This is a genomic window from Pseudomonas sp. B21-023 (assembly GCF_024749165.1).
Classification (GTDB): Bacteria; Pseudomonadota; Gammaproteobacteria; order Pseudomonadales; family Pseudomonadaceae; genus Aquipseudomonas.
Genome location: NZ_CP087190.1, coordinates 2,594,043 through 2,618,465, shown reverse-complemented (window position 1 = coordinate 2,618,465; position 24,423 = coordinate 2,594,043). Strand labels below are relative to the sequence as shown.

1 protein-coding gene (cut by a window edge) is annotated in these 24,423 nt (G+C 69.4%); it reads right to left on the bottom strand.

Annotated features, from left to right (window positions below; all coding sequences use genetic code 11):
- Positions 1-24,423: the 5' portion of a non-ribosomal peptide synthase/polyketide synthase gene (locus tag LOY42_RS11770; RefSeq protein WP_258600743.1), read on the bottom strand. Its footprint begins 1,023 nt before the window's first position; only the first 24,423 of its 25,446 coding nucleotides appear in the window; it begins with the start codon at positions 24,421-24,423; its stop codon lies off the left edge, out of view.

The window sequence follows — 24,423 nt, the reverse complement described above, 5'->3', positions numbered from 1 at the left end:
CACGAACTGCACGACGCCGACTTGTTGCCGCTCAATCAGCTCGGCCAGGTACTGCGGATCGCGCTGACCATCCGGGCGTGCCAATACCAGGCGCAACCCGCTGCACAGCGGCCAGAACAGCTCCCACACCGAGGCGTCGAAGCTCACCGGGGTCTTGTGCAGCACCGCGCCTTCGCTCGGGAACAGCCCGGTGCTCCAGTTCACCAGGTTGGCCACGTTGCGGTGCTCGACCATCACCCCCTTGGGCACGCCAGTGGAACCGGAGGTGTAGATCACATAGGCCAGGTGCTGCGAGGTCAGGCCAGACACCTGCGGATTGCTGCCCGGCAGATCGCCCCACGTCGGCTGATCGAGGTCGACCAACGTCGCCGACGAACCCACCAGGGCGCGGGTGGCCTGTTGCACCAGCAACGCCCGCGGTTGGCTGTCGGCGAGCATGTGGCCGAGGCGCTCGGCCGGATAGTCCGGGTCGAGCGGCACGTAGGCGCCACCGGCCTTGAGGATCGCCAGCAGGCCGACCACCAGCGGCAAGCCGCGCTCGACGCAGATCGCCACCCGGTCGTCGGGCTGCACGCCCAGCGCGATCAGGTGGTGAGCCAGGCGGTTGGCCTCGGCATTGAGCTGGATATAACTCAGCTCACCCTGCTCCGCGCAGATGGCCACGGCCTCGGGCGTACGCAGGGCCTGGGCCTCGAACAGCGCCTGCAGGGTCTGGGTCAGGTCGTGAGGCCGCGCCGTGCGGTTGCAGTCGTGCACCAGCTGACGGCGCTCATCGAGCGACAGCACCGGCAGTTGCAGCAACGCCTGGCGTGGCTCGCATGTCAGCGCTTCGACCATGGCCTGCAGCACCTGCCGCAGTTGCTCACAGACCCGCGCGGCGCCGACCGCCGCCGGGGCCAGGGCCACCAGACGGAAGCCTGCACCGATGTCGTCCACGCTCAGGCTCAGCGGATAGTTGCTGCGCTCATTGCTCTGCAGGGTCTCGATACCCTGCAGCGCCAGGCGCTGGGCCTCGTCCGCCTGGGTGCCGTGACGGTAGTTGAGCATCGCGCTGAACAGTGGCGCCGGCGCCGGTACGCCGCTGCAGCGCTGGGCCAGGGCCAGCGACGCATGTTCGTGGGCGAGCAAGGCGCTGAGGCGCTGCTGGGTCTGATGCACCGCCTCCTGCAGGGTCGTGGCGCGCAGGTCCAGGCGCAGCGGCAGGGTGTTGATGAACATGCCCAAGGCCTGTTCGGCGCCCTCGCCAGCCTCCAGCCGGCCCAGCAGCACGGTGCCGAACACCACGCTGTCGCGGCCGCTGGTGGCGGCCAGCAGACGGCCGTAGGCCAGGTGGAACAGGCTGGCGACGCTGACACCCAACCGCCGAGCCTGTTGCCGCAGGTCTGCGCACAGGGTCTCGTCCAGCCACAGCTGGGCCTCCTCGATGCCCTGGCCATCGACCTGCACGTCGCCCAGGCCGTAGGGCAAGGTCGGCTCGTCGATATCACCCAGTTGCTCGCGGAAGAATGCCTCGTGCTCGGCCTGGCTGACGCCCAGGCGCGCCTGGGCCACGTAGTTGCGGTACGGCGCGCCCTGCCCGGCGGGCACCGCTGCGCCCTGCAGGTAACCGACCAGCTCGCGGCCTAGTACATCCAGAGCGGTATGGTCGAGGACGATATGGTGGAATTGCAACGCGGCCAGCAACCCTGGACCTTGCGGGTCCGACCAGTGGTACAGGCGCACCAGCGGGGCCTGTTCCAGGGCCAGGGCGTGCGGCACCGCGGCTTCATCCGCCACCTCGAACACCGCCAGAGCGGCCTGGCGCCACACCACCTGCACCGCCTGCGGCAGGCCGTCCCACAGCACCGAGGTGCGTAGCACGTCGTGGCGGGCGATCACCTTGCCCAGGGCATCGACGAAGGCGTGCAGGCGTTCTTGGCTGGCGAACGCCATGCGCGAGGCCAGCACGTAGGGGTCGTGCTCCGGCGAGCTGAGGTGGTGGTAGAGGATGCCTTCCTGCAACGGCGCCAGCGGGTAGATGTCCTGCACGTTGGCCGCGCCGCCCGGCACCATGGCGACGATGCGCTCGATGGCGGCCGGTTCAAGATCCACCAGTGACAGCATGTCCGGGGTGATCCGGGTGCAGCCGGCCGGGATCCGGTTGGCCGGGACCTCGACCTGGCGGCCCTGGCCCAGGGTCGCCGCCAGCGCCGCCACCGTCGGCTGGCCGAACAAGGTGCGCACGTCGGCCTGCAGACCGGCTTGGCGCAGGCGCGCGGTGAGGGTCACCGCCAGCAGCGAGTGGCCACCGAGTTCGAAGAAGTTGTCGTGGCGACCGACCTGCTCGATACCCAGCACTTCGGCCCAGATCGCGGCTATTGCCACCTCGGAAGCACCGGTCGGCGCGACATAGGCGTGGCGAACCAGGGCCGAGGGATCGGGATCCGGCAGCGCCTTGCGGTCCAGCTTGCCATGGCTGGTCAGTGGCAGTGCGTCCAGGCGAACCAAGGCTTGCGGCAGCAGATGCGCCGGCAGGCTGGCCTGCAAGCCCTCGCGCAAGCGCTCGATATCGACCGTTGCCGCTTCGGTGAACCACGCCAGCAGGCGCTCGTCGCGCACCAGCACCACGGCATCGGCGATGCCCGGCTGAGCCTTGAGCGCGGCCTCGATCTCGCCCAGTTCGACCCGCACACCGCGAATCTTCACCTGGTCATCGTTGCGCCCCTGGTAGTCCAGGGTGCCGTCGGCGTTCCAGCGCACCAGGTCGCCGCTGCGGTACATACGGCCAGCGGCGAACGGGTCGTCGAGGAAACGCTCGGCGGTAAGGTCGGGGCGGTTGAAGTAACCGCGGGCCACCTGCGCGCCACCGATGTACAGCTCGCCGGTCAAGCCGACCGGCACCGGCTGGCGCTGCGCATCCAGCACATAGACGCGGGTATTGGCGGTCGGCTTGCCGATATGCAGCGCGCCGCCCGGCTGAAGTTGACCGGACGTCGCGACCACCGTGGTCTCGGTCGGGCCGTAGTTGTTGACCAGCACGAAGCCCGGATCGCGGTCGAACTGGCGCAGGCGGTCGCCGCCCACCAGCAAGGTGCGCAGGGTCGGGTGCTGGCGTTCGCGGCGCAGCGCCTGCTCGGCCACCGGCGTCGGCAGGAAACTGACCTGCAGCGGTTGCTGCAGCCACCAGTCGAGCAGTTCGTCAACATGTTCGCCGCCAATGTGCGCCGGCGGCAGGTGCAGCACCGCCCCGGCGCACAGCGCCGGCCAGGCCTCCCAGGCCATGGCGTCGAAGCCGAAGCCGGCGACGCTGGAGGTGTGGCTGCCGGCGCCCAGGTCGAAGGCCTGGCAATGCCAGTGGACCAGGTTGGCCAGGGTGCGGTGCTCGACCATCACGCCCTTGGGCTGGCCGGTGGAGCCGGAGGTGTAGATCACATAGGCCAGCTGATCTGCGTCCAAGCCCTGGACAACCGGATTGTCATCGGCCTGGTCCAGCCAGTCATCGCTGTCCAGTGCGACCTTGGCCACCGCGCCCACCAGCGACTCAGTGCTCGATTCGACCAGCACCAGCGTCGGCGCACTGTCACTGAGCAGATAGGCAATACGCTCCGCCGGATAGCCCGGATCGACCGGCACATAGGCCGCGCCGGCCTTGAGCACGGCCAGCATCGCCACCAGCCGCTGCGGACCGCGCGGCAGGCACAGCGCCACGCGGTCGCCCAGTGCCACGCCACGCTTGATCAGGTAGTGGGCCAGGCGATTGGCGCGCTGGTTCAGCGCGCCATGGCTCAGGCTCACCTCGCCCTGCACCACGGCCAGCGCCTCAGGCGCCTGGGCCTCGACCAGCGCATGCACGGTGTGGCCTTTCGGGTAGCTCGCAGCCGTGGCATTGAAGCCTTCGAGCACTTGGCCCTGCGCTGTGTGATCGAGGATGGGCAATGTGTCGACCTGCACCGCGCCACCTTGCTCCAACGCCAGGACCAGCCCGGCCACCGCCGAGTTCATCCAGCCCGCGACCCGCTCGGCGCCGATACCCAACAGGGCCAGCACACTGAGGGTGAAGCCTTCGCCGTGGTCATCCACGCTCAGGGTCAACGGATAGTTGCTGCGCTCCTCGCCGCCCAGCTGGTGCATGCCCTGGAAGCTGTCGCTATCAGCCCCGGTCACATCAACCGGGCTGTGACGGTAGTTGAGCAACGCACTGAACAACGGCGACGAGGCCGCCACGCCACTGCAACGCTGGGCCAAGGCCAGCGACGCGTGCTCATGGCCAAGCAGCGCCGACAGCCGCTGGTGGGTAAGCCGCACCGCGTCACTGGCCCCCTTGGCCGTGTCGATGCGCAGCGGCAAGGTATTGATGAACACGCCCAACGCACGGTCGGCGCCCTCGCCGCCCTGCAGGCGGCCCATCAGCACGGTGCCGAACACCACGTCGTGACGCCCCGCCAGCACGCCCACCACGCGGGCCCAGGCCAGGTGCATCAGGCTCGCGGCGCTGACACCCTGCGCCCGCGCCTGTTCGCGCACCCGGCGCGACAAGGCCAGGTCCAGTGGCAGGCGGGCTTCCTCGATATCACGCCCGTCGCCCTGCACATCGGCCAGGCCCATGGGCAGGGTCGGCTCCTCGACATCGCCGAGCATGTCACGGAAGAACACCTCGTGCCCTGCTTCAGCGGCGCCCAGGCGCACCTGGGCCACGTAGGTGCGGTACGGCACAGGTGGGCTCAGCAGGTGCTGGCGCCCGGACAGCAACGCCTGCATTTCATGGACAATGACCTCCATCGCCGTGTGGTCCAGGGCCAGATGATGGAAGTGCAGCACCGCGACCACGCGCTGCCCGGCCGGGTCCATGGCGTAGGTCAGGCGCAGCAGTGGCGCCTGGGTCAGGTCCAGGCGCTGCGAACGTGCATCGAAGTGATCGTGCAGGCGCTCGATCACCGCCTCCTCGCCCAGCCCAGTGACTTCGTGCACGTCCAGGCGGGCTTGGCGCCAGACCACCTGCACCGGCTCCGCCAAACCTTCCCAGACCACCGAAGTGCGCAGGATGTCGTGGCGGTCGATGACCTGTTGCAAGGCACCGGCACAGGCTTGCAGCCGTTCCAGGCTGTCGAAGGCCAGGCGGGTCTGCAGCAGATAGGGATCACCCTGCTCCGCACTCAGGTGGTGATAGAGGATGCCTTCCTGCAACGGCGCCAGCGGGTAGATCTCCTGCACGTTGGCGGCGCCGCCCGGCACGCTGGCGACGATGCGGTCGATGCTGGCCTGGTCCAGTTCGATCAGGCTGAGCATCTCTGGGGTGATCCGGGTCGCATCGTGGGGGACACGGTTCTCGGGCACGGCCACCTCTCGTCCAGCGCCCACCGCCGCCGCCAGCGCGGCCAGGGTCGGCTGGGCGAACAGCACGCGCACGTCGGCAGCCAGGCCGGCCTTGCGCATGCGCTCGACCAGGCTCACCGCCAGCAGCGAGTGGCCGCCCAGCTCGAAGAAGTGATCGTGGCGACCGACCTGCTCGACCTTGAGCACCTCGGCCCAGATCGCGGCCAGTGCCGTCTCCACCTCGCCCTGCGGCGCCTCGAAGGCGCGGCTGACCACGGCCTCGCTGCCCGGCTGCGGCAAGGCGCGGCGGTCGAGCTTGCCGTTGGCGGTCAATGGCAAGGCTTCAAGTCGCACATAAGCCGATGGCAGCATGTAATCCGGCAGCACGCCTTGCAGGTGCTCGTGCAGTTCGCCGATGGCCGGGGCCTCGCCGGTGAAGTACGCCACCAGGCGTTTGTCCCCCGGCGCGTCCTCGCGCACGATCACCGCCGCGTCGCGCACGCCCGGGCATTCGCCCAGGCACGCCTCGATTTCACCCAGTTCGATGCGGAAACCGCGCAGCTTGATCTGCTGGTCGGCGCGGCCCAGGTAACGCAGGGTGCCGTCGGCCTGCCAACTGACCAGGTCGCCACTACGGTACATCGTGCCGCCATTGAATGGATCGGGCAGGAAGCGCTCGGCCGTCAGCTCCGGCTGGCCCAGGTAACCCAGGGCCACGCCGTCGCCGGCGATATACAGCTCGCCCACCGCCCCCACCGGCAGCAGTTGCTGGCGGGCATCGAGCACGTAGCAGCGGCTGTTGCCGATCGGTTTGCCGATGGGAATGCTGCCCTCACCCACCGCAGTGATTTCGTGGGTGGTGCTGAAGGTGGTGGCCTCGGTCGGGCCGTAGCCATTGAGCAGGTGTTGCGGCGCGCCGTCACGCAGTACCCGGGCGATCACCGCCGGGTCCAGCACGTCGCCACCGACCATCAGGTAGCGCAGGCCACGGAACGCCGGCAGCAGGTCGTCGGCGAACTGGTGGAACAGCCCGGCAGTCAGCCACAGCACCGTCACGCCCTGCTCCAGCAGCACCTCACGCAGGCCCTGGCGCGACAGCACCTGGTCCTGGTCGATCACCACCACCGCGCCACCGTTGAGCAGCGGCGCCCAGACTTCCAGCGTGCTGGCGTCGAACGCCGGGTTGGAGGCAAAGGCCACGCGGTCCTGGTGGTTGAAGTCGGCAAAACCGTTGTTGATCACCAGGCGCACGATGGCCCGGTGCGGCACCTGCACGCCCTTCGGCGTGCCGGTGGAGCCGGAGGTGTACATGATGTACGCCGCGCTGCCGGCGTCCACCGCCAGCCCCAGCGGCGCAGCCGCATAGGTGCTCAGGTCGAGCCGGTCGAGTTCGACCCGGCGCGCTCCCGCCACTTCGGGCTGATCGCTGTGGGTCAGCAGCAGCGCCGCCCCGCTGTCGCCGACCATGAACGCCTGGCGTTCGACCGGGGCATTGCCGTCCAGCGGCACGAACACCGCCGCGCACTTGCTTACCGCCAGCTGGGCCGCCAGCAGGTCGAAGGAGCGTGGCAGCAGCAAGGCCACGCGGTCGCCAGCACGCACGCCCAGTTCCAACAGATACCCGGCCAGCCGGTTGGCCTGCCGGTCGAGGGCCTGGTAACTCCAGCGCCTTGTGCCATGGGCCACCGCCAGCGCATCCGGGCTGGCCTTGGCGTGCGCCTCGAACAACACATGCACGGGCAGATCACGTGGATAATCGCGCGCGGTGGCGTTGAATTGGCGCAGCACCCGCTCGCGCTCGGCTGCCGGCAAGCCATGCAGCCGGCTCAGTGGCGTTGCCGGCGTATGCGCCAGCGCCTCGACCAAGCGGGCCAGGGCCTCCTGCAACAGCTGGCAGACCAAGCCGCCGTCCACGGCCGACACCGCTTGTACGGTCAGGGCGAATCCATCCCCCAGGTCGTCGACGCTGGCCACCAGCGGGTAGTTGCTGCGCTCATGGGCGGCCAGCAGTTCGATCCCCTGCCAGGCCTGGGCCTGCTCCGTGCCACCAGCCGAGCTGTGGCGGTAGTTCAGCAGGCTGGTGAACAGTGCCTGCGAGGCCGGTACGCCGCTGCAGCGCTGGGCCAGGGCCAGGGAGGCCTGTTCATGAGCCAGCAGGCGCGCCAGACGCTGGTGGGTCAGGCGCACGCCTGCGACCACGTCCATGTCACCCACGCTGACCCGCAATGGCAGGGTGTTGATGAACATGCCCAGCGCCCGTTCGGCCCCCTCGCCGCCTTGCAGGCGGCCAAGCAGCACGGTGCCGAACACCACCTCCTCACGGCCGGACAACTGCGCCAGCACCTGCCCCCAGGCCTGGTGTACCAGGCTGGCGACACTGATCCCCAGCGCCCGCGCCTGACCGCGCAAGCGTTGCGCCAGGCTGTCGTCCAGGTACTGCCGATGGTCGAGCACATGGCTGCCATCGCCCAGCGCGTCACGCAGGCCGAACACCTCGGTCGGTTCGTCGATATCGCCCAGCAGCTCGCGGAACATCGCCTCCTGCGCCTGGCTGTCATCGCGCAGTCGCGCATGGGCCACATAGTTGCGGTATGGCACGCTGTCGCCCTGAGGCTCGCGGTTCAGCAGCACATCGCCGACCTCGGCCACCAGCAGCTCCATGGCGGCATGGTCGAGGAGGATATGGTGCAGCAGCAGGGTTGCCTGCAATCGGCCATGCTCCACACTGCTGCTCAGGTGCATCAGGGGTGCGCGCCCCAGGTCCAGGCGCACGCTGTCCAGTGCCGGCTGGATGTCCAGGCGCGCTTGGCGCCAGACCACCTGCACGGCCTCATCGAGCCCCTGCCAGTGCACGCTGGTGCGCAGGATGTCGTGACGGACGATGACCTGGTTCAGCGCGGAAACGAAGGCGTCCAGCTCGGCCTGGCCGGCGAAGGCGAAGCCCAGTTGCAGCACATAGGGGTCGACCTCGGCGCTGGCCAGGTGGTGGTAGAGAATGCCCTGCTGCAACGGCGCCAGGGCATAGAGGTCCTGGACATTTGCCGCGCCGCCGGGGATCTGCCGCACGACCTGGTCGAGCGCCGCCTGGTCCAGTTTCGCCAGTGGCAGCATATCGACAGTGATGCGCTGACAATCGGCCGGAATGCGGTTGGCCGGCACCTCCACCACCACTTCGCCACCCACCGCCGCCGCCAGCGCCGCCAGGGTCGGCTGGCCGAACAGCACCCGCACATCCGCCGCGAGGCCCGCCTGGCGCATGCGCGCGGTCAGGGTAACGGCCAGCAGCGAATGGCCGCCGAGCTCGAAGAAGTTGTCGTGGCGACCGACCGGTTCGACACCCAGCAACTCACGCCAGAGTTGCGCCAACAGGGTCTCGACCTCGCCTTGCGGCGCCTCGTAGACCTGCTGCGTCGCCTCTGGCTGCGGCAGCGCCTTGCGGTCCAGCTTGCCGTTGGGGCTCAGCGGCAGCGCCTCGAGGTAGGTGAACGAGGCTGGCACCATGAACTCCGGCAATTGGCCGAGCAGTGCCGCGCGCAAGGCCTCCGGCGCCTGCCGGGCGCCGGTGTAGTAGGCCAGCAGGCGCTGGTCGCGGGCCAGCACCACGGCTTCCTTGACCCCGTCGACGCGGGTCAGGCAGGCCTGGATCTCGCCCAGCTCGATGCGCAGGCCGCGCAGCTTCACCTGGTCGTCGTTGCGCCCGAGGTACTCCAGGTTGCCGTCGGGCAGATGCCGGGCCAGGTCGCCCGTGCGGTACAGCCGACCACCGGCCTGGCTGGCGAACGGATCGTCGAGGAAGCGCTCGGCAGTCAGTTGCTCGCGGTTGAGGTAGCCACGCGCCACCTGCACGCCGCCGATGTACAGCTCGCCGGCCACGCCCCGCGGCACGGGCTGGCCGTGGGCATCGAGCACGTACAGCGTGGTATTGGCGATCGGCTTGCCGATCGGCGTGTTGTCCGGCGCCGTCACACAGTGCCAGGCACTGACGTCCACCGCCGCTTCGGTCGGGCCGTACAGGTTGTGCAACTCGACCGTCGGCAGCTGTGCCTGGAAGCGCCGCACCAGGCTGCCGGGCAAGGCTTCGCCGCTGCACAACACGCGCTTGAGGCGGTGCGGCAGGACATCGCCATGGGCGAGGAACACATCGAGCATCGACGGCACGAAGTGCAAGGTGCTGACCTGCTCGGCGCGGATCACCTCGCGCAGGTACTCGGGGTCGCGGTGCCCGCCAGGGCGCGCCATCACCAGCCGTGCCCCGGTCTGCAGCGGCCATAGGAACTCCCACACCGACACGTCGAAACTGAACGGGGTCTTCTGCAGTACCACGTCGTCAGCGCCCAGGCGATAGGCGTCCTGCATCCACAGCAGGCGGTTGACCACTGCGGCGTGCTCGTTCATCACCCCCTTGGGCAGGCCGGTGGATCCGGAGGTGTAGATCACGTAGGCCAGGTGGCGCGGGGTCAACCCGGCCACCTGTGGCGCCTGTGCCGGTTGCTCCAGCCAGGTCGGCAGGTCGAGGTCGATCACCGGCACCGCGCCGGCCTGCGGCACATGGCGTGTGGCGGCGTGCACCAGCACCGCCAGCGGGGCACTGTCGCCAAGCATGTGCCGGATGCGCTCGGCCGGGTACTCCGGGTCCACCGGCACATAGGCGCCGCCGGCCTTGAGGGTGGCCAGCAGGCCGACCACCATCGCCAGGCCCCGCTCGACGCAGATCGCCACCCGGTCGTCGGGTTTCACGCCCAGGGCGATCAGGTGATGGGCCAGGCGGTTGGCCTGTTCATCCAGCTGGCGATAGCTCAGCTCGCCCTCCTCTGCCTTTACCGCCACGGCATCAGGGGTGCGCCGCACCTGGGCCTCGATCATTCCGTGCAGGGTCTGGTCGAGGTCGTAGGCCTGGGTCGTGTCGTTGAAAGCGCCCAGCACCTGGCGCCGTTCATCGGCGCTCAGCACGGGCAGGCGCTGCAGTTGCTCCTCGGGATGCTGTTCAAGCGCCAGCAGCAGACCGTCGAGCACCTGCAGCATCTGCGCGCAGACTCTTTGCGCGCCAACCTGGGCAGACACCTGCACGCCCAGGCGCAGGCCGTCGCCGAAATCATCCACGTTCAGGCTCAGCGGATAGTTGGTGCGCCCCTCGCTGCCCAGCGCCTCGATACCTTCCCAGGCTTGCGCCTGCGGCGCGGCCCGGCTGCTCTGGCGGTAGTTGAGCAAGGCGCTGAACAGCGGCAGCGGCGCCGCCACCTGGCTGCAGCGCTGGGCCAGGGCCAGCGAGGCGTGCTCGTGGAGCAACAGCGCCGAAAGCTCGCGGTGCGTGGCCAGCACGCCTTCGCGCACGCCGAGCCCACCCAGGTCGACCCGCAGCGGCAAGGTATTGATGAACATGCCCAGCGCCCGTTCGCTGCCCTCGCCGCCCTGCAGACGGCCCAACAGCACGGTACCGAACACCACCTGGTCCTTGCCGCAGGCACTGCCCAGCAGGCGCGCCCAGGCCAGGTGCACCAGGCTCGCGGTGCTCACCCCCAGCTGGCGAGCCTGGTCACGCAGGCGGCCATAGCAGGCCCCCTCGAACTCGACCTCGGCCTCATCGAGCGCCAGCCCTTCGCCTTGTACCTCGCGCAGGCCGAACGGCAGGCTCGGCTCGTCGATATCGCCCAGGCGGGCGCGGAAAAACGCTTCATGCTCGGCCTCGCTGACGCCCTGGCGCGCCTGCACCACATAGTTGCGGTACGGCACCGACGGCGGCAGCGGCTCGTCGTGGCCCGACAGATAGCCGCGCAGCTCGGCCTGCACCGCCTGCATGGCGATGTGGTCGAGCACGATATGGTGGAACTGCAGCACCGCCTCGATCCGCTGGCTGCCCGGCACGGTGCGGTGCAGCAGCCTGATCAGCGGCGCCTGGCCCAGGTCCAGGCGTGCCAGGTGCTGCGCGTCGAGCGGCGCCAGTTGCAGCGGCGCCTGGCGCCAGACCACTTGCACCGGTTGCGCCAGGCCGTCCCAAAGCACCGCGGTGCGCAGGATGTCATGCCGGGCGATGACCTGCTCCAGGGCCTGGGCGAACGCCTGCAGGCGCGCCGGGCTGTCGAAGCGCAATTGCGCGCGCAAGGCATATGGATCGGCGTCCGCGCTGCTCAGGTGCAGGTAGAGGATGCCTTCCTGCAACGGTGCCAGCGGGTAGATGTCCTGCACGTTGGCCGCGCCGCCCGGCACCGTGGCGATGATACGGTCGATGGCGGCCTGCTCCAGCGCCACCAACGGCAGCATGTCCGGGGTGATACGGGTGCAATCGGCCGGGATCAGGTTGGCCGCAACCGGCACCTGGCGGCTGTGCCCCAGGGTGGTTGCCAGCGCCGCCACCGTCGGCTGGCCGAACAGCGTGCGCACGTCGGCTTGCAGGCCGGCCTGGCGCAGCCGCGCGGTCAGGCTTACGGCCAGCAACGAATGGCCGCCCAGTTCGAAGAAGTTGTCGTGACGCCCTACCCGCTCGACACCCAGCAACTGCGCCCAGATTTCGGCCAGCAGGGTTTCCGTCTCGCCCTGTGGCACTTCGTAGCCGCCCGCCTGCAGATCCGGCAGCGGCAGTGCCTTGCGCTGCAACTTGCCGTTCGGGGTCAGTGGCCAGCTGTCGAGATGGATGAACAGCGCCGGCACCATGTACTCCGGCAGCTGTGCCAGCAAGGCCCGGCGCAGCGCGTCGGCCTGTTGTGGTTCACCCCGGTGATAGGCGACCAGGCGCGCACCGCTGTGCGGATGCGCGTGCACCAGCACCAGCGCCTCACGCACACCCGCGATCCGGTTCAGGCAGGCCTCGATCTCGCCCGGCTCGATACGTAGGCCGCGCAGTTTGATCTGGTGGTCGGTGCGGCCGAGGAACTCCAGTACGCCGTCATGGCGCTGGCGTACCAGGTCGCCACTGCGGTACAGGCGCTCACCGTCGACGAACGGGCTGGCGATGAAACGCTCGGCCTGTTGCTCCGGCAAGCCCAGGTAGCCCCGCGTCACCCCGGCCCCGCCGATGTGCAACTGACCGGCAACGCCGTACGGCACCGGTTGGTCATGCGCATCCAGCACATACAAGCGGGTGTTGTCGATCGGCCGGCCTATCGGCAATGCACCCGTCGGCAACGGATCCCGCGCTTCCAGGGTCCAGACGCTGCAATCCACCGTGGTCTCGGTGGGGCCATAGACGTTGTGCAGGCGCACCTGCGGCAAGCGCTCGCGTACCTGGCGGGCCAGGGCTTCGGTCAGCTCGCCACCACCGCAGACGATGTCGGTGAGGCTGGCGCAGGCGGCGCTGGCATCCTCGTCGAGGAACTGCTGCAGCAAGGCCGGCACGAACTGCACCACCTTGACCTGCTGCCGCTCGATCAGCTCCGCCAGGTACTGCGGGTCGCGCTGGCCATCCGGGCGCGCCAGCACCAGGCGCAGGCCCGTGCACAGCGGCCAGAACAGCTCCCACACCGAGGCGTCGAAGCTCACCGGGGTCTTGTGTAGCACCGCGCCTTCGCTCGGGAACAGCCCGGCGCTCCAGTGCACCAGGTTGACCACGTTGCGGTGCTCGACCATCACCCCCTTGGGCACGCCAGTGGAACCGGAGGTGTAGATCACATAGGCCAGGTGCTGCGAGGTCAGGCCAGACACCTGCGGATTGCTGCCCGGCAGATCGCCCCACGTCGGCTGATCGAGGTCGACCAACGTCGCCGACGAACCCACCAGGGCGCGGGTGGCCTGTTGCACCAGCAACGCCCGCGGTTGGCTGTCGGCGAGCATGTGGCCGAGGCGCTCGGCCGGATAGTCCGGGTCGAGCGGCACGTAGGCGCCACCGGCCTTGAGGATCGCCAGCAGGCCGACCACCAGCGGCAAGCCGCGCTCGACGCAGATCGCCACCCGGTCGTCGGGTTTCACACCCAGTTCGATCAGGTAATGGGCCAGGCGGTTGGCCTGGATGTTGAGCTCGCGGTAGCTCAGTTGCCCCGCCTCGGCGTGCACCGCAATCGCTTCCGGGGCGCGTGCTGCCTGCCGCTCGAACAGTGCCTGGATCGGCTGCTCGGAATCATTGGCCCGCGCCGTGGCGTTGCAGCCCTGCAACAGGTAGGCGCGTTCCTCGTCCTGCAGCACCGGCAGTTGCAGCACCGTCTGCCCGGTTTGCGCCTCCAGGCCGTCGACCAACGCCAGCAGTACCTGCCGCAGCTGCCCGCAGACCCGCGCGGCGCCAACCGTCGCCGAGGTCATGGCCACCAGGCGGAACCCTTGGCCCATGTCGTCCACGCTGAGGCTCAGCGGGTAGTTGCTGCGCTCCTGACCGTCGAGGAACTCGATGCCCTGCCAGTCCAGGCGCCGGGCTTCGCTGGCCTCCTGGCCGTGGCGGTAGTTGAGCATGGCGCTGAACAGCGGCGCCGGCGCCGGTACGCCGCTGCAACGCTGGGCCAGGGCCAGCGACGCATGTTCGTGGGCGAGCAAGGCGCTCAGGCGCTGCTGGGCCTGGCGCACCGCCTCGGGCAGGGCCGCGCCCTGCAGGTCCAGGCGCAGCGGCAGGGTGTTGATGAACATGCCCAGCGCCCGCTCGGCGCCCTCGCCGGCCTCCAGTCGGCCCAGCAGCACGGTGCCGAACACCACGCTGTCGCGGCCGCTGGTGGCGGCCAGCAGGCGGGCGAAGGCCAGGTGGAACAGGCTCGCGGGGCTGCTGCCCAGTTGCCGGGCCTGCTGGCGCAGGCGCGCGGCCAAGGTCTCGTCCAGCCACAGCTGGGCTTCCTCGATAGCCTGGCCATCGCCCTGCACGTCGCTCAGGCCGTAGGGCAGCGTCGGCTCGTCGATATCGCCCAGCAGCTCGCGGAAGAACGCCTCGTGCTCGGCCTGGCTGACGCCCAGGCGCGCCTGGGCCACGTAGTTGCGGTAAGGCACCGGGGCCTGCAGCGGTGCCGTGGTGCCTTGCAGGTAGCCCAGCAGTTCCGCGCCGATGATCTCCAGGGCGGTGTGATCGAGGACGATATGGTGGAACTGCAGCAGTGCCTCGACCCGTTGGCTGCCGGCATCGGCGCTGTACAGCAGGCGAATCAGCGGTGCCTGGCTCAGGTCCAGGCGTTGCAGGTCCTGCCCTTCGAGCGGTACGACCAGTAGCGGCGCCTCGCGCCAGACCACCTGCAGCGGTTGCGCCAGGCCCTCCCAGAGCACGGCGGTACGCAGCACATCGTGGCGTGCGATGGCCTGGCGCAACGCAGCGGCGAAGGCTTCGAGCCGCGCCAGGCTGTCGAAGGCCATGGGCGACTGCAGCACATAGGGGTCGTGCTGCGGCGAGCTGAGGTGGTGGTAGAGGATGCCTTCCTGCAACGGCGCCAGCGGATAGATGTCCTGCACGTTGGCCGCGCCGCCCGGCACCGTGGCGACGATGCGTTCGATGGCGGCCGGTTCCAGTTCCACCAGTGGCAGCATGTCCGGGGTGATCCGGGTGCAGCCGGCCGGGATCCGGTTGGCCGGGACCTCGACCCGGCGGCCCTGGCCCAGGGTCGCCGCCAGCGCCGCCACTGTCGGCTGGCCGAACAGGGTGCGCACGTCGGCCTGCAGGCCGGCCTGGCGCAGGCGCGCGGTGAGGGTCACCGCCAGCAGCGAGTGGCCGCCGAGTTCGAAGAAGTTGTCGTGGCGACCGACCTGCTCGATACCCAGCACTTCGGCCCAGAGCCCGGCGATGGCGGTTTCCACAGGACCTTGCGGCATGACGTAGTCCTGGGCGGCGAGCATGGCCGGTTGCGGCAGCGCCTGGCGGTCCAGCTTGCCGTGGCTGGTCAGTGGCAGGGCGTCCAGGCGGACCAAGGCCTGCGGCAGCAGATGCGCCGGCAGGCTGGCCTGCAAGCCCTCGCGCAAGCGCTCGATATCGACCGTTGCCGCTTCGGTGAACCACGCCAGCAGGCGCTCGTCGCGCACCAGCACCACGGCATCGGCGATGCCCGGCTGGGCCTTGAGCGCGGCCTCGATCTCGCCCAGTTCGACCCGCACACCGCGAATCTTCACCTGGTCATCGTTGCGCCCCTGGTAGTCCAGGGTGCCGTCGGCGTTCCAGCGCACCAGGTCGCCGCTGCGGTACATACGGCCAGCGGCGAACGGGTCGTCGAGGAAACGCTCGGCGGTAAGGTCGGGGCGGTTGAAGTAGCCGCGGGCGACCTGCGCGCCACCGATGTACAGCTCGCCGGTCACGCCGACCGGCACCGGCTGGCGCTGCGCATCCAGCACATAGACGCGGGTATTGGCGGTCGGCTTGCCGATATGCAGCGCGCCGCCCGGCTGAAGTTGACCGGACGTCGCGACCACCGTGGTCTCGGTCGGGCCGTAGTTGTTGACCAGCACGAAGCCCGGATCGCGGTCGAACTGGCGCAGGCGGTCGCCGCCCACCAGCAAGGTGCGCAGGGTCGGGTGCTGGCGTTCGCGGCGCAGCGCCTGCTCGGCCACCGGCGTCGGCAGGAAACTGACCTGCAGCGGTTGCTGCAGCCACCAGTCGAGCAGTTCGTCGACATGTTCGCCGCCAATATGCGCCGGCGGCAGGTGCAGCACCGCCCCGGCGCACAGCGCCGGCCAGGCCTCCCAGGCCATGGCGTCGAAGCCGAAGCCGGCGACGCTGGAGGTGTGGCTGCCGGCGCCCAGGTCGAAGGCCTGGCAATGCCAGTGGACCAGGTTGGCCAGGGTGCGGTGCTCGACCATCACCCCCTTGGGCTGGCCGGTGGAACCGGAGGTGTAGATCACATAGGCCAGCTGATGCTCGTCCAGGCCCTGGACAACCGGATTGTCATCGGCCTGGTCCAGCCAGTCATCGCCATCCAGCGCCACCTTGGCCACCGCGCCCACCAGCGACTCAGTGCTCGATTCGACCAGCACCAGCGTCGGCGCACTGTCACTGAGCAGATAGCCAATACGCTCCGCCGGATAGCCCGGATCGACCGGCACATAGGCCGCGCCGGCCTTGAGCACGGCCAGCATCGCCACCAGCCGCTGCGGACCGCGCGGCAGGCACAGCGCCACGCGGTCGCCCAGTGCCACGCCACGCTTGATCAGGTAATGGGCCAGGCGATTGGCGCGCTGGTTCAGCGCGCCATGGCTCAGGCTCACCTCGCCCTGTACCACGGCCAGCGCCTCGGGCGCCTGGGCCTCGACCAGCGCATGCACGGTGTGCCCTTGCGGATAATTGACGGCAGTGGCGTTGAAGCCCTCCACCACCTGGCGCAAAGCCTCGTCATCCAGCATCGGCAGATGATCGAGTCCCTGGCCCGGCGCCCGCTCCAGCGCCTGCAACAGTTGGCCTAGCGTATTGGCCATCCACGTGCCGACCTGCGCCGCAGGCAATCCCTCGGCGGCCAGCACGCTCAGCGAGAAACCCTCGCCCAGGTCATCGACGCTCAGGGTCAACGGGTAGTTGCTGCGCTCCTCGCCGCCCAGCAGGCGAACACCCTGCCAGATACCTTCACCGTCCCGGGCCGCCTCGGCGCTGTGCCGGAAATTGAGCAAGGCACTGAACAACGGCGCCGAAGCCGCCACGCCGCTGCAACGCTGGGCCAGCGCCAAGGGCGCATGCTCGTGACCGAGCAGGGCCGACAAGCGCTGATGAGTGACGCGCACGGCCTGCTCCACCGTTAGCGCGGTATCCACCCGCAGTGGCAGGGTGTTGATGAACATGCCCAGGGCGCGGTCGGCGCCCTCGCCGGCTTGCAGGCGGCCCATCAGCACGGTGCCGAACACCACGTCGTGACACCCCGCCAGCACGCCGACCACGCGGGCCCAGGCCAGGTGCACCAGGCTCGCGGCGCTGACGCCGCGCTGCCGGGCCTGCTCGCGCAGGCCTTGGGCCAGGGCGTCAGGCAGCATCAGGGCGGCATGCTCGACCCGTCCGCCATCGCCCTGCACATCGGCCAGGCCAAAGGGCAGGGTCGGTTCTTCGACATCCCCCAACTGGGCGCGGAAGAACGCCTCATGGCTGGCCTGATCGTCGCCCAGGCAGACCTGGGCGACATAATTGCGATACGGCACCGCGGCAGGCAGCGTGGCGCCACGCCCGTCCAGCAGCACCTGCATCTCCTCGCCGACCACGGCCATCGCGGCGTGGTCGAGGGTCAGGTGGTGGAACTGCAACAGCGCCACCCACTCGCCCTGGCGCGGATCCTCGGCATAGACCAGCCGCAGCAAGGGAGCCCGGGTCAGGTCCAGACGCTGCTGGCGGGCATCGAAACGCGCCAGCAACTGCTCGATCACTGACTCCTCACCCAGGCCAGTGACTTCGCTGAGCGCCAGGTTGGCCTGGCGCCAGACCACCTGCACCGGCTCCGCCAGGCCTTCCCAGACCACCGAAGTGCGCAGGATGTCGTGGCGGTCGATGACCTGTTGCAACGCCGCAGCCCAGCTACGCAGGCGCTCGAGGCTGTCAAAGGCCAGACGCGACTGCAGCAGGTACGGATCGCCCTGCTCGGCGCTCAGGTGGTGATAAAGGATGCCCGCCTGCAACGGTGCCAGCGGGTAGATCTCCTGCACGTTGGCGGCGCCGCCCGGCACGCTGGCGACGATGCGGTCGATGCTGGCTTGGTCCAGTTCGATCAGGCTGAGCATCTCTGGGGTGATCCGGGTCGCATCGTGGGGGACACGGTTTTCGGGTACGGGCACCTCTCGTCCAGCGCCCACCGCCGCCGCCAGCGCGGCCAGGGTCGGCTGGGCGAACAGCACGCGCACGTCGGCAGCCAGGCCGGCCTTGCGCATGCGCTCGACCAGGCTCACCGCCAGCAGCGAGTGGCCGCCCAGCTCGAAGAAGTGATCGTGGCGACCGACCTGCTCGACCTTGAGCACCTCGGCCCAGATCGCGGCCAGTGCCGTCTCCACCTCGCCCTGCGGCGCCTCGAAGGCGCGGCTGACCACGGCCTCGCTGCCCGGCTGCGGCAAGGCGCGGCGGTCGAGCTTGCCGTTGGCGGTCAATGGCAAGGCTTCAAGTCGCACATAAGCCGATGGCAGCATGTAATCCGGCAGCACGCCTTGCAGGTGCTCGTGCAGTTCGCCGATGGCCGGGGCCTCGCCGGTGAAGTACGCCACCAGGCGTTTGTCCCCCGGCGCGTCCTCGCGCACGATCACCGCCGCGTCGCGCACGCCCGGGCATTCGCCCAGGCACGCCTCGATTTCACCCAGTTCGATGCGGAAACCGCGCAGCTTGATCTGCTGGTCGGCGCGGCCCAGGTAACGCAGGTTGCCGTCGGCCTGCCAACTGACCAGGTCGCCACTACGGTACATCGTGCCGCTATTGAACGGATCCGGCAGGAAGCGCTCGGCCGTCAGCTCCGGCTGGCCCAGGTAACCCAGGGCCACGCCGTCACCGGCGATATACAGCTCGCCCACCGCCCCCACCGGCAGCAGTTGCTGGCGGGCGTCGAGCACGTAGCAGCGGCTGTTGCCGATCGGTTTGCCGATCGGGATGCTGCCCTCGCCCACCGCGGTGATCTCGTGGGTGGTGCTGAAGGTGGTGGCCTCGGTCGGGCCGTAGCCATTGAGCAGGTGTTGCGGCGCGCCGTCACGCAGTACCCGGGCGATCACCGCCGGGTCCAGCACGTCGCCACCGACCATCAGGTAGCGCAGGCCACGGAACGCCGGCAGCAGGTCGTCGGCGAACTGGTGGAACAGCCCGGCAGTCAGCCACAGCACCGTCACGCCCTGCTCCAGCAGCACCTCACGCAGGCCCTGGCGCGACAGCACCTGGTCCTGGTCGATCACCACCACCGCGCCACCGTTGAGCAGCGGCGCCCAGACTTCCAGCGTGCTGGCGTCGAACGCCGGGTTGGAGGCGAACGCCACGCGGTCCTGGCTATTGAAGTCGGCAAAACCGTTGTTGATCACCAGGCGCACGATGGCCCGGTGCGGCACCTGCACGCCCTTCGGCGTGCCGGTGGAGCCGGAGGTGTACATGATGTACGCCGCGCTGCCGGCGTCCACCGCCAGCCCCAGCGGCGCAGCCGCATAGGTGCTCAGGTCGAGCCGGTCGAGTTCGACCCGGCGCGCTCCCGCCACTTCGGGCTGATCGCTGTGGGTCAGCAGCAGCGCCGCCCCGCTGTCGCCGACCATGAACGCCTGGCGTTCGACCGGGGCATTGCCGTCCAGCGGTACGAACACCGCCGCGCACTTGCTCACCGCCAGTTGGGCCGCCAACAGGTCGAAGGAGCGTGGCAGCAACAAGGCCACGCGATCACCGGCACGTAGGCCCTGCTCGAGCAGGTAGACGGCCAGGCGATTGGCCTGGTCATCGAGCTGGGCATAGCTCCACTGGCGTTCACCGTGGATCACCGCGAGTGCCTCTGGCGTGCTCGCGGCGTGGGCTTCGAACAGGCGGTGGGCGGCCAGGTCGCGCGGGTAGTCGCATGCCGTGGCATTGAAACGACCCAGCACGCAATCGCGTTCGACCCTGGGCAATCCATGCAGACTGTGCAGCGCGACCTGCGGGGTCTGCTCCAGCGCCGTGACCAACTGCGTCAAGGCCCACTGCAGCAAGCGGCAGACGCGCTCGCCATCGACCGACGCCACGGCCTGCACCGTCAACCGGAAATCATCCCCATAGTCATCGACGCTGACCACCAGCGGGTAGTTGCTGCGCTCCTGCGCGGCCAACAGTTCGATCCCCGGCCAGACGGGCCCCTGCGCGGGCTGGCCGGCACTGTGGCGGTAGTTCAGCAGGCTGCTGAACAGCGCCTGGGACGCCGGCACGCCGCTGCAGCGCTGGGCCAGGGCCAGGGAGGCCTGTTCATGGGCCAGCAGGCGCGCCAGGCGCTGATGGGTCAGGCGCACGCCTTCGGCCACACCGCCGCTGCCCACGCTGACCCGCAGCGGCAGGGTGTTGATGAACATGCCCAACGCCCGATCGGCACCCTCGCCGCCCAGCAGGCGACCGAGCAGCACGGTGCCGAACACCACCTCTTCGCGCCCGGACATCTGCGCCAGCACCTGGCCCCAGGCCTGGTGCACCAGGCTGGCGACACTGACCCCCAGCGCCCTGGCCTGCCCGCGCAGACGTGCGACCAGCGCCGGCTCCAAGGGCCAACGGCTTTCACCCACCGAATGGGTGTCGGCCATGGCCTCGCGCAGGCCGAACGCCTCGGTCGGTTCGTCGATATCGCCCAGCAACTCGCGGAACAGGGCCTCGTCGGCCTGAGGGTCCGCGCCAAGACGTGCCTGGGCCACGTAGTTGCGATACGGGATGCTGGCAGGCAGCTCTGCGGAGCCTTGCAGCAACGCCCCCACCTCGAGCATCAGTTGCTCCACGGCGGTGTGGTCGACAAGAATATGATGCAGCAGCAGGGTCGCCTCCAGCCGCCCTGCCTGGCGCTGGCTGCTCAGGCACAGCAAGGGTGCCTGGCCGAGGTCGAGCCTTGGCGTTTCGAGCGCCGGGCTCAGCAGCAGCGGCGCCTCGCGCCAGACCACCTGCACTGCCTCGTCCAGGCCCTGCCAATGCAGGCTGGTGCGCAGGATGTCGTGACGGGCGATGACCTGGTTCAGCGCGGCGACGAAGGCGTCCAGTTCGGCCTGCCCGGCAAAGGCGAAACGCGCCTGCACCACATAGGGGTCGGCGCCTTCGCTGGCCAGGTGATGGTAAAGAATGCCCTGCTGCAGCGGGGCCAGGCCGTAGATGTCCTGGACGTTGGCCACGCCACCGGGGATCTGCCGCACCAGCGTGTCGATGGCGTCCTGGCCGAGATCGGCCAGGGGCAGCATGTCCGCGGTGATCCGCGTGCAGCCTGCCGGAATACGGTTGGCCGGCACGTCGACAGCGGCCCGCCCCCCCACCGAGGCCGCCAGCGCGGCCAGCGTGGGCTGGCTGAACAGTACCCGCACATCGGCCTCCAGCGCCTGCTGACGCATGCGCTCCACCAGGCGTACCGCCAGCAGCGAATGGCCGCCCAGTTCGAAGAAGTTGTCGTCACGCCCCACGGGCCCCACACCCAGCAGGTCCACCCAGATCGCAGCCAGGGCGGTCTCGATCGGGCCCTGGGGCGCCTGGTACTGGCGCACTGGCGCTTCGGGGGTCGGCAGGGCCTTGCGGTCGACCTTGCCGTTGGGCGTCAGCGGCATGTCATCCAAGTGGATGAACAAGGCTGGCACCATGTATTCGGGCAACTGCTCCAGCAAGCGCTCGCGCAGGTACTGCGCGGCGTGATCCAGGCCGGTGTGGTAAGCCACCAGGCGCTGGCCGCTGTGCGGGTGTTCATGAACCAGCACCAGCGCCTCGCGCACGCCGTCCACGCGGTTCAGGCAGGCTTCGATCTCGCCCGGTTCGATACGCAGGCCGCGCAGCTTGACCTGGTGGTCGTTGCGGCCGAGGAACTGCAACGAACCGTCGGCGCGCTGGCGCACCAGGTCACCGCTGCGGTACAGGCGCTCGCCGCGCACAAACGGGCTGTCGATGAAGCGTTCGGCCTGTTGCCCGGCCAAGCCCAGGTAGCCACGCGCAACCCCCACGCCACCGATGTGCAGGTGCCCGGCCACACCCCACGGCAGCGGCTGGTCCGCGCCGTCCAGTACGTAAAGGCGGGTGTTGTCGATCGGCCGGCCGATCGGCAGCGCGCCTTCCGGCACGGGCTGATCAGGCTCCAGGGTGCAGACGCTGCAATCGACCGTGGTTTCGGTGGGGCCGTAGACGTTGTGCAGGCGCACTTGCGGCAGGCGCTCGCGTACCTGGCGCACCAGGGCTTCGGTCAGCTCGCCCCCGCCGCAGACGATGTCGGTGAGGCTGCTGCACTGCGCGCTGCGCGCCTGTTCGAGGAACTGCTGCAACAGCGCCGGCACGAACTGCACCACGCTGACCCTGGACTCGATGATTCGCCGCGCCACATAGTCCGCGTCACGCTGGCCGTCGGGCCGCGCCAGCACCAGGCGCAGGCCGCTGCCCAGCGGCCAGAACAGCTCCCACACCGAGGCGTCGAAACTGATCGGAGTCTTGTGCAGCACCGCGCCGTCCGCAGTCGCGGGGCACAGCCCAGCGCTCCAGTGCACCAGGTTGACCACGCTGCGGTGCTCGACCATCACACCCTTGGGCAGGCCGGTGGAGCCGGAGGTGTAGATCACATAGGCAAGGTGGCGCGAAGTCAGCCCGGTCACCCGTGGGTCGGTCGCCGGCAGGCTTTCCCAGCCCGCCTGGTCGAGGTCTATCTGCGGCACGGCCAGCGCGCCCGGTACCTCGCGGGTGGCCTCGTGCACCAGCACGGCCAGCGGCGCGCTGTCGACGAGCATGTGGCGGATGCGCTCGGCCGGGTAGCTCGGGTCCACTGGCACATAGGCGCCACCGGCCTTGAGGATGGCCAGGAGGCCAACCACCATCGACGGGCCACGCTCGACGCAGATCGCCACCCGGTCGTCCGGGCGCACGCCCAGGGCGATCAAATGGTGGGCCAGGCGGTTGGCCTGTTCGTTGAGCTGCCGATAGGTCAGCTGTTCACCTTCCGCCTCGATGGCCACCGCCTGTGGATGCAGCAGCGCCTGGCGCTCGAACAACGCGTGCAGCGGCTGGTCGAGGTCGTGTTCGGCGGCCGTGGTGTTGCAGCCGATCAGCAGTTGATGGCGCTCCTCGGGCGTCAGCACCGGCAGCGCCAGCACGGGCAGGTCGGGGGCGCGCTCGAGTGCCTCCACCAGCCCCTCGAACACCTGCCGCAGTTGCCCGCATAGCCGCTCGGCGCCCCATTCGGCGAGGGCCTGGACCGTCAGGCGCAGGTCGACACCCAGATCGTCGACCGCCAGGTTCAAGGGGTAGTTGGTGCGCTCCTCGGTGCCGACCACATCGATGCCCGGCGCCACTGCGATCACCGCGGCGGCGTCGCCCGCCGCGCTATGGCGATAGTTGAGCATGCTGTTGAACAACGGCATCGGCGCCACCACACCGCTGCAACGCTGGGCCAGGGCCAGCGGCGCCTGTTCGTGGCCGAGCAGCGCGGTCAACTGGCGGTGAGTCAGCAACAGTGCATCCCGCACACCCTGCCCCTGCAGGTCGACCCGCAGCGGCAAGGTATTGATGAACATCCCGAGGGCGTGTTCGCCGCCCTCGCCCGCCGCCATGCGCCCCAGCAGCACGCTGCCGAACACCACCGACTCGCGCCCGGACCACGCCCCCAACAGGCGCGCCAGCCCCAGGTGCATGATGCTGGCCGGGCTGACCCCGAGCAACCGGGCCTGGGCACGCAGACGTTGGCTGAGGCCGGGCGCCAGGGTGATCCGTGCTTCCTCCATGGGCTGGCCGGCCACCTCCTGGACGCCGAAGGCCAGGGTCGGCGCATCGATATCGGCCAGCATGGCGCCAAAGAATGCTTCATGGGCCTGTTCGTCCTGGGCCTGGCGGCTTCTGGCCAACAGGTCACGGAACGGCACCGGCGCTGGCAGCCGCTCGCCATCACCTGCGAGATAGGCTTGGATCTCGCGGCGCACGATGTCCAGGCCGGTGTGGTCCATGACCGTGTGGTGGAACAGCAGCAAGCCCAGCACCCGGCCGTCGCGATCCTGGCCATGCACCAGCCGCAGCAAGGGGGCCTGGGCCAGGTCCATGCGGTAATGACGCGTGTCGAAACGGGCGCGCAATTGCTCCAGCGGCTCGTCACCGTCCAGGCTTCCGACTGCCTCGCAAGCCAGGGGCGCCTTGCGCCACACCACCTGCAGCGGCTGGTCCAGGTATTCCCAGGCCAGTGCCGTGCGCAGGATGTCATGGCGCTGGATCACCCAGTCGAGCGCCTCGGCGAACGCCTGCAGGTGCGCCGGGCTGGCAAAACGCAGCTGCGCCTGCAGCACATAGGGGTCACCCTCGGCGGCCGTGAGGTGGTGGTAGAGCATGCCTTCCTGCAGCGGCGCCAGCGGGTAGATGTCCTGCAGATTCGCCGCGCCCCCGGGCAGCGTGGCGACGATGCGGTCGATGGCGGCCTGGTCGAGCCCGGCCAGGGGCAGCATGTCGGGGGTGATGCGCAGCGCCGGGCTCAGCCAGCCATCCTCCAGGCCCGCAAGCATCTCCAGCAGCGCTGGCTTGTGCGCCGCCAATGCGTCCCACAGCGCGTCATCGAGGGTGTCGTCATCGCCCTCGACGATCAGGTCGGCCTCCTCGCGCTGGAGTCGGATCGCACGGGTGGAAAGCGCTGCCATGAGTTCGCTGAAGAGCAT